The following is a 13,593-nucleotide window of genomic DNA, read 5'->3' on the forward strand; positions in this document are numbered from 1 at the left end:
GCGAACCGCGACTGCCTGCGTTTGTAGGCTACCTATCGTCGCGCTTGCCAGGGCCGCGGCGCTGTGCGGTCATGGACGGGCCCGGGTCACGAGGGATCACGCCGGCGGGGATGCGTTTCCACGCCCGGGCACGACGGTGGGGTTGGCCATGACCATGGCGGATGATGACGACGATTTTCTGTTCCAGGACGAGGAAGAGGACGAGGCCGACGAGGTCTCGGAACTGGTTCCAGGCATGCCGCCCTGGCAGGTGCTGATCGTCGACGATGATCCCGAAGTCCATGCCATGACCCGCCTGGTCATGCGCAAGTTCGCATTCCAGGGCCGCGGCCTGGCCTTCATCTCCGCCTATTCCGCCGCCGAGGCGCTGGAGGTCATGAAGGGGGAGCACGACATCGCCATGATCCTGCTGGACGTGGTGATGGAAAGCGACGACGCCGGGCTGAAGCTGGTGCCCCGCATCCGTGACGAGCTGGGCAACCGGGCGGTACGCATCATCCTGCGCACGGGCCAGCCGGGCCAGGCGCCGGAGGATGCGGTGATCGCCGGCTATGACGTGAACGACTACAAGGCCAAGACGGAACTGACCGCGCGCAAGCTGGTCACCGCCACCATCACGGCGCTGCGCGCCTATCACCACATCCGTACGCTGGAACGCTCCTGCCAGGGCATGGAGCGTGTGGCGGGCCTGGGCCTGTGCCAGATGGCCCAGGCCGGCCCGTCCTCGGCGGCGGGCGCCGCGCTGGACCAGATGGCCGAGGTGCTGGAGCAGCCGGCCGACGGCTTGTTCTGCGTCATCTATGGTGCCGACCGCCTGTCGGCGCGCATCCTGGCGGGACGCGGGCGCTATCAGGACGCGGCCGGCCATCCCTTGGCCACCGTGGCCGACACCGGCGCCTTGGCCACCGCCCTGCGCAGCCCCGGCGATCTGCGGCACGAGTTCACCGACGATGCCATGACACTGGCCTGGCCGCTGACGCCCCAGGCCTCCAGCGGCGGTGGTGCCCATGCCGGGGCGGTCGCCATGCTGCACCTGCATCTGGTGCGCCCCCTGGATGAGATCGCGCGCCGGCTGGCCTTGCTGATGATGATGCGCATTGCCGACGCCCTGGTCACTGCCTGGGCCCTGGAACAGGCGCGTGACCCGGCCTGACGGGTCGGGCTAAGGGCGGCTAACCCGCTGCGGTGCCTCAATAAGAAAGCAGCCGATAGGGATCAGCGCCCGCCGGGTTGTGGACCGCCACGGCCCGCGCCGCCCAAAGGCGTGCCTCCCATCGGGCCGCCCGTCCCCAACGTGCCCAGGCCCGTGGGGCCGCTGCCGATGGTGGTGGCGTTGGGCAGGTCGGCGACGCTGGGGAAGCCGGCCCCGATGGCGGAGATTCCGCCGGTGGACAGCGCGTCTTCCGGCATGCGCCCGGTGGAGATGATGGGCGTGTCGGGCGAGGCCAGGCCGCTGCTGGGCGCCAGTTGCGGACGCATGTTGTGCGGCAGGCGGCTTTCCACCAGCACGCGGATGTCCTGGGCCCGCACCCAGTCGGGCGAGCCGGCCGGCAGCATCTGCTCAGCCCGGTCGGCGTGATAGCGGGCGGCGCGGATGTCGCCCCGGGCCAAGGCCTCTTCCGCGCGGGCATAGGCCAGCTGCGGCGCCATGTCGGCGCGGGCGTAGGCGCTGGCCAGCAACAGCCACGTCAGCTCCACCAGCGGCTCGTCCCGGGCGGAGGAGCGCAGGACGTCGATGGCCTCGCGCACCAGCTTGTCGTCACCGGCCTCCAGCAGGGCATGGCCCAGGGCCATGCGCAGCTGGGCGCTGTCGGGGGCATACTTGACGGCGTTGCGGTAGGGGTCGACCGCTTCCCTGGCGCGGCCGTTCTCGAACAGGATCTGGCCCTTCAGCTCATAGAAGTAGGGATTCTTCGGTTCCTGCTCGATCAGGCCGTCGACGATCTTCAGGCCCTTGTTGATGTCGCCCACCTGGTAATAGGCGATGGACTGGGCGTAACGTGCCGGGACGCTGGTATCACTCTCCGGATACTTGCGCAGGGCCAGATCGGGATGGATGAAGCCGTACAGCTTGGCCCGCATGCGCTGGTGCATGTCGTAATAGGCCGACGGCATCTTGGCGTTGGTGAACTTCGAGATATGGTCGACGAAGTTCTCGATGTATTCCACGCGGTTCTTGGTTAGCGGGTGGGTCATCAGGAACTCCACCTGCTTGGTCTGCGGCAGGCCGGCGTCCTGGCGGCGCAGCTTCTCCATGAATTCCAGCATGCCCTTGGACGAATAGCCGTTGGCTTCCATGTAGGACAGGCCGGCCTCGTCCGCCGATGCCTCCTGCGCGCGGCTGAAGGCGAAGAAGGAACGGGCGCCCAGTTCCTGCGCGCCGGCGATGCCGCCCATGGCGGCACCACCACCATCGCCCCGCCGCGTGCCGCCGATGGCCGCCGCCACGCTCAGCAGCGTGGCCAGGGTGGACAGGATGACGGCGTTCTCGATGGCGTCGCGTGAGCGCACCTGGTGCCCGCCGGCCATGTGGCCGGTTTCGTGGGCCATGACGCCGATCAGCTGTTCCGGCGTGTCGGCCGCCATGATCAGGCCGGTGTTGACGAACATGTTCTGGCCGCCCGCCACGAAGGCGTTCAGCTCGTCATCATTGACCAGGACCAGGGTGACCGCGTCGGGAACGATACCGGCCGCGCGGAAGATGGGGGTGGCGAAGACGCGCAGCGTGTGCTCGATTTCCGCGTCACGCACCAGGTTGATGCCGCGGTCCTGGGCCAGCACCGGCTCCACGGCCAAAACCGAGGATAGCAGGCTGACCAGGATCAGGCGGGCAAGGCGGCGCGGTCGCAAGAACATTGTCAATTCCATCGGCGGTGCCGTCGATACCCGAACAGGCGAGCGGTAAGGTATGATCCCTACATACTCCAAGGATGAATTTCCACGCGCGGCGAGGCACCCGGCTGTCGCTATACGCGCCAGCACCATCTCTCCCTTCATGGTGATGGAGGTGCTGCGCGCCGCCAACGCACGGCAGGCCGCCGGCGGCGACGTCCTGCATCTGGAAATAGGCCAGCCGTCCACCCCGGCCCCGAAGGGGGTGATCGCCGCGGCCGCCCACGCCCTGGCCGCCGATCGCCTAGCCTACACCGATGCCCTGGGCCTGCCAGCCTTGAGAGAGGGCATAGCACGTTGGTACCAAGATCGCCATGGGGTGGTGATCTCCCCGCACCGGGTGGTGGTGACCACGGGATCGTCCGGCGCCTTCCTCCTGGCCTTCCTGGCGGCCTTCGACCCGGGCGATCGCGTGGCCCTGGCAGCCCCGGGATATCCCGCCTACCGCAACATCCTGAAGACGGCCGGCTTGGTGCCGATCGAGTTGCCCACCGGGCCCGAGACGCGCTTCCAGCCAACGCCTGCCTTGCTGGACGGTCTGCTGGCGCGGGGCGGGGGACCCATCCGGGGGCTGATCGTGGCCAGCCCCTCCAACCCCACCGGCACCATGCTGGACCCCGCCGCCATGGCCGCCCTGGGCGACTGGTGCCGCCGCGATGGCGTCTGGCTCATTTCCGATGAAATCTATCACGGCATCGAATACGGCACGGTGCCGGCGGCCACGGCGCTGGCGATCGATGGGGGCGAGGGCGCCATCACCGTCAACAGCTTCTCCAAATACTTTTCCATGACCGGTTGGCGTCTGGGCTGGGCGGTGGTGCCGGAGCGACTGGTGCGGTCGGTGGAATGCCTGGCGCAGAACCTCTACATCTCCCCGCCCACCCTGTCGCAGCATGCGGCGGCGGTGGCCTTCGATTGCGTGGAAGAGCTGGAAGGCCATGTCGCGCGCTATCGCCGCAACCGTGACATCCTGCTGGACTTGCTGCCCAGCGCCGGATTCGGCAAGTTGGCCCCGGCCGACGGCGCCTTTTTCATCTATGCCGACATTTCCGACCGCACGGATGATTCCCAGGCCTTCTGCACCCGGCTGCTGAACGAGACGGGGGTGGCCCTGACCCCGGGCGTGGATTTCGATCCCTTGCGCGGCCATCACACCGTGCGCATCAGCTTCGCCGGCGCCGAGGCCGAGATGGTGGAGGCAGCCCGCCGCCTCAAGGCCTGGCGGGCATAATACAAAGGGCCGGTCAGCAGAGGCGCTGACCGGCCCTTCGGCACTTCAACCTTCATGAGGGATGCTCGGGTGGGCGGGCCGGTCGTTCGGGTGCCGGCACCTATCCCGATAGTCGCTGATCAGTTCAGGGCGATCAGTTGATGCGGGACGCTGCGTCCGGCATGGGCCTTGATGATGGTGGCGGTCGTGGCCTTGCAGGGCAGGGCAACGCCGCCCGACTTGGCGCCGTCCATGCGGGCGGGGATGACCTTCAGCTTGCCGGAGGGTGTGGCCGCCAGCGTCGCGGCCGGCGCGGGCGTCCCCTGCGCCACGGCGGCGATGTCGGGGCGCGGTGCGGCGACCAGGATGGCGGGGGCGACCAGGAAGGGCAGGCCCAGGAACAGGCCGGTGAGCAGGCTGCGAACGGTCGTCATAATACCACCTCCATAAAACGATCGGCCCTGAGCGGCGTCTGTTGCTAGGCCGAACGACTGATGGGCGTGGAATTGAAACTCGCGGCCAACCGTGGCGGAACCATGGCGAGAACCGGAACTTCCGGGGGCAGGCGCAGACTCCTGGGGCCCTGTGGCCGATGGGCAACAGGTCGCCCCCGTACCCCCTGCGGGACACCCATGCGGCGGCGATGTGCGATTGGATGAAAGAGAGGGCTTGCGGCGGCCGGCGGATGTCGATATATACCCGCCCACCCCGAGACGGAGAGTAGCTCAGCCTGGTAGAGCACTGCTTTCGGGAGGCAGGGGCCGGAGGTTCGAATCCTCTCTCTCCGACCATCTCAGGGACGCATAAGCGGCCGGCTTCTCCCGAAGCCGGCCGTTTCGCTTTTGGGGCGATGGCATCCACAGCCAAGCAAAAAGGCGCGCCGGTGAGGGCGCGCCTTTCCGAAATCCGGATTCGAATGGGATCAGAAATCCCGGTCGACGACGAAGTCGATCACGTCCAGCAGGGCGCGCTTGATGGGGCTGGCGGGGAACAGGCCCAGGGCGTCGCGGGCCATGGCGCCGTAATGGCGGGCGCGTTCCACGCTGTCGCGCAGGGTGTTGTGACGCTGCATGAGGGCCAGCGCGTGCTCCAGGTCGCCGTCCCGCTGGTCGATGTCCTCCAGCGTCCGGCGCCAGAAGGCGCGTTCCTCGTCATCGCCCCGGCGGAAGGCCAGGACGACGGGCAGGGTGATCTTACCCTCACGGAAGTCGTCGCCGATGGATTTTCCTAAGCGGGCCTGCACGGCGGAATAGTCCAGCACGTCATCCACCACCTGGAAGGCGATGCCCAGGTTCAGGCCGTAGCTGCGCAGCGCCTCCTCCTCCGCCGCAGGGCGGCCGGCCACCACGGCACCGATGCGGCAGGCGGCGGCGAACAGCTCCGCCGTCTTGGCGCGGATGACCTCCAGATAGGCCTCCTCGCTGGTGGTGGTGTCGTTGGCGGTGATCAGCTGCAGCACCTCGCCCTCGGAAATGACGGCGGAGGCGCTGGACAGGATGCGCAGCACGTCCAGCGACCCGTCCTCCGTCATCACCTGGAAGGCGCGGGAGAACAGAAAGTCGCCCACCAGCACGCTGGCCTTGTTGCCGAAGACGGCGTTGGCCGAGGGCTGGCCGCGGCGCAGGTCGCTTTCGTCGACCACGTCGTCGTGCAGCAGGGTGGCGGTGTGGATGAATTCGACGCAGGCCGCCAACGGCTGATGGCGTTCTCCCTGATAGCCGCACAGGCGGGCGGCGGCCAGGGTCAGCACCGGGCGCAGGCGCTTGCCGCCGCTGGCCACGATGTAGCCCGCCAGCTGGGGGATCATCTCCACGTCGGAATGCATGCGTCGGATGATGAGGTCGTTGACCGCCGCCAGGTCGGTCGCCACCAATTCCACCAGCGCCTCCAGGGCATCGGTGCCGGCCTTCCGGCGCTTGGGATCGAGGGGGGTGACGACGGCCACGAAACGAACTCCTGCCAGTAGGGGCCAACGGTGGCGGAACGCAGACCTGTTGACGGCCCTGGATAGGACAGCGAGCATACCGGCGCAACCCCCGTGGTCAAGCTGGCAGACCACATCGCCGCCCCCCATCTATGCCGCGTGCGTCAATCAGCGCCCGATGCGTCACCAACCGGCGCCCTTCCCATGAGGCCTTCATGCAACCCATCCTGACCAGCAACAACGCGGTGGAGATATCCTGGGCGCGGGCCGTGCTGGCCGACGCCGGCATCGAGGCCGTGCTGCTGGACGACTACACCGCTGCTGTGGAAGGCAGCATCAGCGCCATTCCGCGCCGCCTGATGGTGGCGGATGGCGCCGTCACGGCCGCCACCGCCGCGCTGGCCGTGGCCCGGGCGCAGTTGGAGGCCGCCCCGTGATTCTCACCTCCGCCGCCGCGGAACCCCGGAAGGAGGATTCCGCGGACGGCGGCATCACCGAGGACCGTCTGCTGAACGGGCGCGTGCGTCTGTTGCAGCCGACGCAGGGATATAGGGCAGCCATCGACCCCGTGCTGCTGGCCGCCGCCACGCCGGCCGAGGGGGGCGAGCGGGTGTTGGACCTGGGCTGCGGCGCCGGGGCGGCATCCTTCTGTCTTGCCGCCCGGCTGCCCGGCGTCCGCGTCGCCGGACTGGAACTGCAGCCCGAGGCGGCTGACCTCGCCCGGCGCAATGCCGAGCTCAACGGCGTCGCCGCCCGGGTGCGCATCACCCTGGGCGACGCCGCCCTGGCCCCGGCTCACTTGCCGCCGGGATCGGATCCCGACCTGGTGGCCGGCCGTTTCGACCATGTCATGACCAACCCGCCCTTTTATCCCGGCGGCCGCCATACCCGTTCCTCACGGGTGGGCAAGGCCGTATCGCATGGCGAGGGCACGGCCGATCTCGCCGCCTGGGTCGCGGCGGCGGCCCGCCTGCTGGCGCCGCGCGGCACACTGACCATGATCCATCGCGCCGACCGTGTGGATGAGATCCTGGCCCGCCTGGCCGGCCGCTTCGGTGCCGTGGTGCTCTATCCTTTGTGGCCCCGCGCCGGGGCGGAGGCCAAGCGCATCATCGTCCGCGCCCGGCTGGGCGCCCGCACCCCGGCCCGCCTGCTGTCGGGCCTGGTGTTGCATGATGAGGGCGGGCGCTACACGCCGGCGGCCGATGCCGTGCTGCGGGACGGCGCGGCCCTGGACTTCTGATGGTCTCCGGCGTATCCCGGGCGGCACGGCATAACCGGCAGATAAAGTGGGAACCCAGCATGGACGTGAAGCGTCTGGACATCGATGGCCTGGTCATGGTGAAGCCCCGCCGCTTCGGCGACGAGCGGGGATGGTTCGTGGAGACCTGGAACGACGAAAAGCACACCGCCGCCGGCATCACGGGCCCCTTCGTCCAGGACAACCAGTCGCTGTCGCGGATTCAGGGCACGGTGCGCGGGCTGCACTTCCAGTTGGCGCCGGCGGCCCAGGGCAAGCTGATCCGCGTCATCCGCGGTCGCATCCTGGACGTGGCGGTGGATCTGCGCCAAGGGTCCCCCACCTATGGCCACCACGTCGCCGTGGAACTGGACGCCGAGGAAGGCTGGCAGTTGTGGGTACCGGTGGGCTTCGCCCACGGCTTCTGCACCCTCGTCCCCGATACCGAGATCGCCTACAAGGTGACGGCGCTTTACAGCCCCGCCCATGACCGCGGCCTGCTGTGGAATGATCCGGCGCTGGGCATCCCGTGGCCGGAGTTCGCCGGCGCCGTGCTGTCGGACAAGGACGGCAAGCAGCCCACCCTGGCGGACATCGGCACGCCGTTCCCGGCCTGAATGTTTCAGCCCCTGGCCACCTGGGCCAGCGCCGCCGCCAGGCGGGGGCCCAGGACCGCCAGGTCATACTCCCGCGCCACCAGGTCGCGGCCGGCCGCGGCGAGGCGGTGGCGCAAATCCAGGTCGCCGCGTAACGCTTCCAGCGCCTGTACCCAGCCCTCCGGGCTGTCGGCCCACAGGCCGGTGACGCCATCGGCCACGATGCGGCGGTTCTCCCCCACCGGGCTGGCCACCACGGCCTTGCCGGCGGCCATGTACTGCAGCAGCTTGAAGCCCGACTTGCCCTGCGCGAACGGCGTATGGGGCAGGGGCATGATGCCGGCGTCGATGCCGGCCAGGGCGGCGGTCTCGCCCGCCTCGCTCCAGGGTATGAATTCCTCCGGCACGCCGGGCAGGGCGACGGGGTGGCGGGCGATGGTCACCAGGGTCAGCGGACCACTGGCCGCCAGGGCCGCCAGCGGCTCAGCCAAGGCGGCCAGATAACGGGCGGACGAGGGCGTGCCGATCCAGCCCACGCGAAATTCCCCGGGCGGGCGGTCTCCAGGTGGACGGTTCGGGGCCAGCGCGGCCTGGTAGCGGGCCAGGTCCACAGGCGTGGGCAGGCGCAGCAGGCGGCGGGCGCCGGCGGCTTCCGCCCATGAGGCCAGGGCATCGTTGGCCACCACCGTCAGGGTGGCGCCCGCCACCAGCCGTTCCAGCTTGTCGCCCAGCAGCCTCCGCAGCGGCGCCAGGCGATGGCCGGCATAACGCAGGTGCCAGGCGTCGTCGAAATCCAGCACATAAGGCCGGCCCCCGAACAGGCGACGCTCCACCCCCGCAGGCAACCAGGGCAGCGCCTCCTTCTCGATCCACAGCAGATCCGTTCGCCCAGCCGCCTTCAGAGCGGCCATGCGCCGGCGGTAGCGGTCGGCCAGGGTCCAGCCCCTCACCGGTTGGCCGGCGTACAGCCGTCGCAGGTAGCCGTCGTCGAAAAAAGGCGCCGTGCTCACGTCCAGGCCCGCCGCCGCCAGGTGGGGCTGCGGGTCGAAGAAGCGCAGCCGGCTGCTGGCCCCCAGCCGGTCATAGCGGGGCAAGGCCAAGACCCGCCCCAAAGGGCGGGGGGCGGGGGGCGGAAGTGGCGGCATGGCGGGCGGACGCAAGGGGCCGCGTTCAGCCCTTGCGGGCGACGACCAGCAGGCGCTCAACACCGGCGGCGGTGGCGGGCGGCAGGGGTACCGCTTCCACAACCGCCAGGCCCGCCTGGCGCAGGGCCGTCTCCACGGCGTCGCGGCGATGCAGATAACGGCCGTTTTCCTTCAGCGTCACGGCGGGCGCCCAGGGCTCCGCCGCGTCCATCACCAGGGCCACGATGCCGCCGGGCAGCAACGCGTCGGCGGCCGCGGCGGCCAGGGGAGCCAGATCGCCCAGGTGGTTGGCGATGTCCGTCGATACGATCAGGTTGGCGCTGTCGGCCGACTGTTCCAGCACCTGGGCGTGGTCGCCATGCACCAGCTGGTCATAGAGGCCGCTGCGGGCCGCCATTTGCAGGGCGGGGTCGGACGGGTGCACGCCCACCAGATGGGTGGCGTACGGCTTCAGCAGCGGCGCCAGGGCGCCCACACCGCAGTCGATCTCCAGCACCTGCAGGGTGCCGGCCGCCGGCCCCAGGTGACGTGCCAAGGTGCTGGCCAAGGTCGACGACAGCGTGGCGGCGGCGCTGGCCACCGTCTGCTCCGTCAACATCGCGGCCTGGGCGTCGTACATCTGCCGCAGATAGGCGGGGTCGGCCCTGGGGGGCGTGGGGGCCACGCCCAGGGCGGCCTCGGTATGGCGCAGGATGGGGGTGACGCCGCAGGCCCGCCACGCGCTCACCAGTGCCTGGGCGGCGGCCCCGTTGCCACCGGCCTGCAGGGCGGCCGCGATCTGCGCCGCTTCCAGTTCCGCTGAGATGGTCGGTTCCGGCCGGCTCAGCGCCTGGCGGATGGCGGTGGCCGCCTCGCTCAGGTGTCCCAGGCCGCGCAGGGCGTGGGCGCGCCCCACATGCGGGGCAGCCTCGAAGGGGCGCAGCGCCGCCAGCCGGTCGAAGGCGGTCAGCGCCTCCTGGTACTGGCCGGCCTCGTTCAGGACCAGGCCCAGATTGGAGAAGGTCTGCGCCACGTCGGGCTGGGCTTGGGCCGTGGCGCGCAGGTAATCCAGCGCCTCGCCCAGGCGGCCCAGGCGGCGCAGGACCAGGCCCAGGTTGGCGGCGGCCTCGACATAGGCCGGTCGCGCCTCCAGGGCGTTGCGATAGTGCTGCTCGGCGATGTCCAGATGGCCGGCGTCCTGGAACAGGGTGGCCAGGTTGAAATAGGCCTCCGCCAGCATGGGTTCGCGCTCCAGCGCGTCCAGGTAATGGGTGGCGGCCTCATGGCCCTGGCCCAGGCGCTGGCAGGCGGCGCCCAGGTTGAAGCGATAAATGGGGTTGTCCGGATCCAGTGCCACGGCCATGGCGTAGGCGCCCTTGGCGCCCTCGTTATCCTGCTGGTGTTCCAGGGCCATGCCCAGATCGGCGCGCAGGACGGCGTCGTCGGGGCGCAGGCCCACGGCCTGGGTCAGCAGCGATACCGCCTGGGCGTTGTCGCCGCTTTCCAATGCCGCCAGGCCTTCCGCCTGCAGGGTTAGGGCGGCCGCGTCTTCCGGGGTGGCGGGCGTGCTGTCGGTCGTGTCGGTCATGCTTCCTCCGCCGGCCGGCCCCGTCCCGGGATTACCCCTGGGGCCCGCCTCGCTTCTCTCATCGCGAGAGGATAGGGGGCGCCGCCGCTGGTGAACAGAGGCAAGATATGCCCATTGAGCGCCGATTCACTGGTTATTTCAGGGATTTCGCCCGGCCGGCGCATCCCCCAGCAGGCCGTGGCGGGCCAGTGCGTCACCATGGCGCGTCACATGATCATGCAAAAGGTCCGTCTGCAGGGCGCGCAGCGCCGGATTGTGCAGGATGCGGAAATACCCGGCCAGGGCCCGTCCGTTGACCTCGACATGGCTTTTATAGACATCCATGAACCAGTAGCCGCAGGAGGTGCAGTGCACCAGCCGCACGGTGCGGCCCCGCACCCCATAGCCCCCGCCGGACGGGCGGATCAGCGGCAGCAGATGGTTTTGCGGTTGCCATTCCACCGGATCCAGCAGCAGCGCCCGGCCGGCATGGCCCCAGCGTGGCCCGTGGATCAGCAGGGCCATGACGTTCTGCTCAAACAGGGAATGCGGCCGCATTCCCCGGCTGCGCCGGTCCCACTCGACCAGCAGATCCCGTGACCGGCACAACCAAAAGCCGACGCTGATATAGGGCGCGGCGGGGCCGGCGCCGCTGTCGGCCAGCAAGGCGCGGAAGGGCGCCATGCCGGTGCCGCCCTTGTCCATGGCCGCCACGTCGGACAGGGTCAGGCTGTTGATGTCGGTGGTCAGCGCGATGTCGACGCCGCTCGCCTCCAGGCGCTGGAGCAACTGGGCCATGACGGTGTCATCCAGACCGACCGCCAGCATGTCGGCATCGATCCAGCAGAGCGCCTGCCAGGGCAGGTCGCCGACATAATCCAGGATGGCGGCCTTCTTGGCATAGGGATGCAGGGTTTCCGGCAAACCGGGGGGCCGGGGCAGAAGCTGTCCGCGTTCCGCCAGATAGGCCCGCTGCCCCAGCCCCAGGCCATAGTCGCAGACCATCAGCCGCGCCTGCGGCAACTGCCGGGCGAAACTTTCCAGCAGCAGCAGGGTGGTGGCGAAATAGCGCTCATCGGCGCCGGTGACATAGAGGATGCCGCTCATGACGGCGACTCCAGGGTCAGGCCCAGGCTGGCGGGCCAGCTGGCGCCATGGACCAAACGCAGGGACGGGTACCACGGGGTGCGCTCGGTCCCCGCCGGCCAGCGCCAGTCGGCATCCACCGGCACCAGTACCACGCCTGGGCGGCCCATGGCGCCGGCCAGGTGGGCCAGCGGGCCGGCCGGCAGCGCCACGGCGTCCAGCGCGGCCAGGGTTGCCGCCAATCGGCCCCAGGCTTCGGGCTGGTTCGTGTCGGGCACGGCCAAGGGTATGGCCGTCACGCCCGGCGGCAAGGGCGGCGCCAGGGGCGGCGGCGCGTTGGCGGCAACCCCCACCCCCCGCCCGCTGAAGGGCTGCGGCGGTATGCCGGCCGGCGCCGCCAGATAAGGGCCGGTCCAGAAATCACCGGCATCCCACAGTGACAGCCGGTCGGGCAGTTCCTGCAGGGGCACCTGCAAATCGGCGCGCACTGCATCCGTTCCCCGCGTGGCGACGGTGATGCCGGCCAACGGCTCGCCCGGCGCCGTGGGCAGCAGGGCGGCCCAGCCGGGCGACACCTCCACGATCACCTCCGCCCCCCGGTCCCGCAGGCGGGGCAGAAGGCGGGCAAGGTGGGGCAGGACGTCCAACTCCACCTCGTCCCAGACCAGCAGACGCCGTCCGGAAACGTCCTGGTCGGCCTGCTCCCACAGGGGGATGGTCCCATGAAGCCGGGGGGCGGTGGGACGCATCCAGCGCCAGGAAAGGTCGGCGAAGCCGTCCCGCCACGCACCCAGGCGCAGGCAGGCTTCGGCATGGGCCAGCCGGGCCGCGGCGTGGCCCGGCTCCAGCGCCAGGGCTTGGGCATACAGGGCCCGGGCGCCGGCGATGTCCCCCTGGACCTGAAGAAGCATGCCTGAGAGATGGCGCAGGTCGGCGCTGATACCCCCGGCGCTTTCCATCTGGACCAGGGCGGCCGCCGCGTCCTGTAGCCTCGAGGTCATCAGCAGTTGCGCGCGCAGGCCCTGGGCCATGGCTTGGGCATCGGCATTGGGCTCGGCCTGTGGGGAGCCGGCTGGCGCAAGGCCGTCCAGCACGTATAAGGCCTCAGTCCGGCGTTCGCGCGCGATCAACAGCTTGGCAAGGCCCACCCGGGCCGGCAGTTCTTCGGTGCGGGCAGCCGGGCCAGCCGCCAGCAGGGCGCGGTAGTGCCCTTCCGCCTCCGTTACCGCCTGCACCAGCGACAGGTTGTCGGCCAGGGCCAGGCGGTCGGCCGGCGTCAATGGCAGGCCCAGCTCATGCGCCTCCAGCAAGGCTTCCAGCGCCCGGGTCCGGGCACCCGCCATGGCATGCGCGCGCGCCAGCGCGCTCAATCCACGGCCCAGGTTGGCAGCGATGTCGGGGATGGCGGCGGCATCCGGCTGGGCGTGGGCGCGTCGGATCAGCTTCACGCCGGCCGCGACCCGGGCGGGATCGATGGGCACCGCGGCCACCGCCCGCTGCAGGGTCAGGACACCCATCAAGTGCAGGGCGTCGATCTGGTCCGGTACCTGCTCGAGGATGGCCGCGTAAATGGCCTCCGCCTCATCCAGTCGACCGGCGCCATGATGGGCGACGGCGGTGGACAGTGCTTCGGACAGGGACGCCAAGGGGAATCAGGCGCTGATATCGACCAGTTGGCCGCGACCGTCGGTGGGGGCGGGGCCGGCGCTCTGCCCGGTCAGCAGTTCGGTGGCGACGGCGGACTCGGCGTCCGTGGTCTGCTTCAGGGCCCGCACCTGGAACTGCTGGCTGGCCTGCAGCACGTTGGCGGCGGTGGCCGCGGCGGCCTGGCTGTCGATCTGCATCTAAACTACTCCGGGAGCCGTGCCCGGTTGGGGCGGCTGATCGCTTGCAGTATCGCGCCGATCGGCCCGCCACTCAAGGCATAGAGTCGGGCCCATTCCGTGAAGATCGA

General features: G+C 70.0%; 13 protein-coding genes and 1 tRNA gene. 6 read left to right on the plus strand and 8 right to left on the minus strand.

The genetic code is table 11. From position 1 onward, the window contains the following. Window positions 1-148: 148 nt before the first annotated feature. Entirely contained in the window at window positions 149-1,153 is a 1,005-nt protein-coding gene (locus tag Y958_RS14050) for a DUF3369 domain-containing protein (protein WP_088873989.1), read from the plus strand. A 62-nt stretch (window positions 1,154-1,215) separates the two neighbouring features. Here Y958_RS14050 and Y958_RS14055 read toward each other — a convergent pair whose 3' ends face one another. Next, window positions 1,216-2,856: a M48 family metalloprotease gene (locus Y958_RS14055; RefSeq protein WP_244909514.1), complete on the minus strand. Its 1,641-nt coding sequence runs from the start codon at window positions 2,854-2,856 to the stop codon at window positions 1,216-1,218. Window positions 2,857-2,908: 52 nt separating this feature from the next. Here Y958_RS14055 and Y958_RS14060 point away from each other — a divergent pair, with 52 nt between their 5' ends. Further along, the gene (locus tag Y958_RS14060; RefSeq protein WP_244909515.1) at window positions 2,909-4,123 is read left to right on the plus strand and encodes a pyridoxal phosphate-dependent aminotransferase; all 1,215 of its coding nucleotides are present in this window, start codon (window positions 2,909-2,911) and stop codon (window positions 4,121-4,123) included. Between the two features lie 119 nt (window positions 4,124-4,242). On the opposite strand, the gene Y958_RS14065 is transcribed toward Y958_RS14060, so the two are convergent. Beyond that, window positions 4,243-4,536 carry a hypothetical protein gene (locus Y958_RS14065; protein ID WP_088872727.1) on the minus strand — a complete coding sequence of 98 codons (294 nt, stop codon included), beginning with the start codon at window positions 4,534-4,536 and terminating at the stop codon, window positions 4,243-4,245. 280 nt (window positions 4,537-4,816) lie between these two features. Here Y958_RS14065 and Y958_RS14070 point away from each other — a divergent pair. Continuing rightward, window positions 4,817-4,893: transfer RNA gene (locus tag Y958_RS14070), tRNA-Pro, on the plus strand. A 131-nt stretch (window positions 4,894-5,024) separates the two neighbouring features. Here Y958_RS14070 and Y958_RS14075 read toward each other — a convergent pair. Then, window positions 5,025-6,047, minus strand: a complete 1,023-nt coding sequence (locus Y958_RS14075) for a polyprenyl synthetase family protein (protein WP_004272436.1) — start codon at window positions 6,045-6,047, stop codon at window positions 5,025-5,027. 194 nt (window positions 6,048-6,241) lie between these two features. Between Y958_RS14075 and Y958_RS14080 the strand changes: the two genes are divergently transcribed. The 3 genes from Y958_RS14080 to rfbC are packed head-to-tail and all read left to right on the plus strand — an operon-like array spanning window position 6,242 to window position 7,883. Continuing rightward, the gene (locus Y958_RS14080) at window positions 6,242-6,463 is read left to right on the plus strand and encodes a putative signal transducing protein (RefSeq protein WP_088872728.1); all 222 of its coding nucleotides are present in this window, start codon (window positions 6,242-6,244) and stop codon (window positions 6,461-6,463) included. Further along, window positions 6,460-7,269 carry a tRNA1(Val) (adenine(37)-N6)-methyltransferase gene (locus Y958_RS14085; RefSeq protein WP_338039495.1) on the plus strand — a complete coding sequence of 270 codons (810 nt, stop codon included), beginning with the start codon at window positions 6,460-6,462 and terminating at the stop codon, window positions 7,267-7,269. The genes Y958_RS14080 and Y958_RS14085 overlap by 4 nt, the downstream gene beginning before the upstream one ends. 59 nt (window positions 7,270-7,328) lie before the next feature. Next, window positions 7,329-7,883, plus strand: a complete 555-nt coding sequence (rfbC, locus tag Y958_RS14090) for a dTDP-4-dehydrorhamnose 3,5-epimerase (RefSeq protein ID WP_004274093.1) — start codon at window positions 7,329-7,331, stop codon at window positions 7,881-7,883. A gap of 5 nt (window positions 7,884-7,888) precedes the next feature. On the opposite strand, the gene Y958_RS32800 is transcribed toward rfbC, so the two are convergent. From Y958_RS32800 to Y958_RS14115, 5 genes are all read right to left on the minus strand, one after another. After that, entirely contained in the window at window positions 7,889-8,962 is a 1,074-nt protein-coding gene (locus Y958_RS32800) for a glycosyltransferase (protein ID WP_186291405.1), read from the minus strand. A 70-nt stretch (window positions 8,963-9,032) separates the two neighbouring features. Beyond that, window positions 9,033-10,574: a tetratricopeptide repeat protein gene (locus Y958_RS14100; RefSeq protein ID WP_088872730.1), complete on the minus strand. Its 1,542-nt coding sequence runs from the start codon at window positions 10,572-10,574 to the stop codon at window positions 9,033-9,035. A gap of 138 nt (window positions 10,575-10,712) precedes the next feature. Continuing rightward, on the minus strand, window positions 10,713-11,660 hold the full coding sequence (locus tag Y958_RS14105; RefSeq protein ID WP_088872731.1) for a hypothetical protein: 948 nt from the start codon (window positions 11,658-11,660) through the stop codon (window positions 10,713-10,715). Continuing rightward, window positions 11,657-13,285, minus strand: a complete 1,629-nt coding sequence (locus Y958_RS14110) for a tetratricopeptide repeat protein (RefSeq protein WP_088872732.1) — start codon at window positions 13,283-13,285, stop codon at window positions 11,657-11,659. Before Y958_RS14110 ends, Y958_RS14105 begins: the two co-directional genes overlap by 4 nt. Window positions 13,286-13,291: 6 nt before the next feature. Then, a complete protein-coding gene (locus tag Y958_RS14115) occupies window positions 13,292-13,483 on the minus strand; it encodes a hypothetical protein (RefSeq protein ID WP_088872733.1) in 192 nt (63 codons plus the stop codon). Window positions 13,484-13,593 lie beyond the last annotated feature (110 nt).

Origin of the sequence: Nitrospirillum viridazoti CBAmc, assembly GCF_000730165.1 — a bacterium.
GTDB classification, from domain to species: Bacteria; Pseudomonadota; Alphaproteobacteria; order Azospirillales; family Azospirillaceae; genus Nitrospirillum; species Nitrospirillum viridazoti.

Coding starts and splice junctions, on each gene's coding strand:
- Y958_RS14115 (WP_088872733.1), bottom strand. CDS start 13,483: ATGCAGATCGACAGCCAGGCCGCCGCGGCCACCGCCGCCAACGTGCTG.
- Y958_RS14050 (WP_088873989.1), top strand. CDS start 149: ATGACCATGGCGGATGATGACGACGATTTTCTGTTCCAGGACGAGGAA.
- Y958_RS14065 (WP_088872727.1), bottom strand. CDS start 4,536: ATGACGACCGTTCGCAGCCTGCTCACCGGCCTGTTCCTGGGCCTGCCC.
- Y958_RS14080 (WP_088872728.1), top strand. CDS start 6,242: ATGCAACCCATCCTGACCAGCAACAACGCGGTGGAGATATCCTGGGCG.
- Y958_RS14055 (WP_244909514.1), bottom strand. CDS start 2,856: ATGTTCTTGCGACCGCGCCGCCTTGCCCGCCTGATCCTGGTCAGCCTG.
- rfbC (WP_004274093.1), top strand. CDS start 7,329: ATGGACGTGAAGCGTCTGGACATCGATGGCCTGGTCATGGTGAAGCCC.
- Y958_RS14105 (WP_088872731.1), bottom strand. CDS start 11,660: ATGAGCGGCATCCTCTATGTCACCGGCGCCGATGAGCGCTATTTCGCC.
- Y958_RS14060 (WP_244909515.1), top strand. CDS start 2,909: ATGATCCCTACATACTCCAAGGATGAATTTCCACGCGCGGCGAGGCAC.
- Y958_RS14100 (WP_088872730.1), bottom strand. CDS start 10,574: ATGACCGACACGACCGACAGCACGCCCGCCACCCCGGAAGACGCGGCC.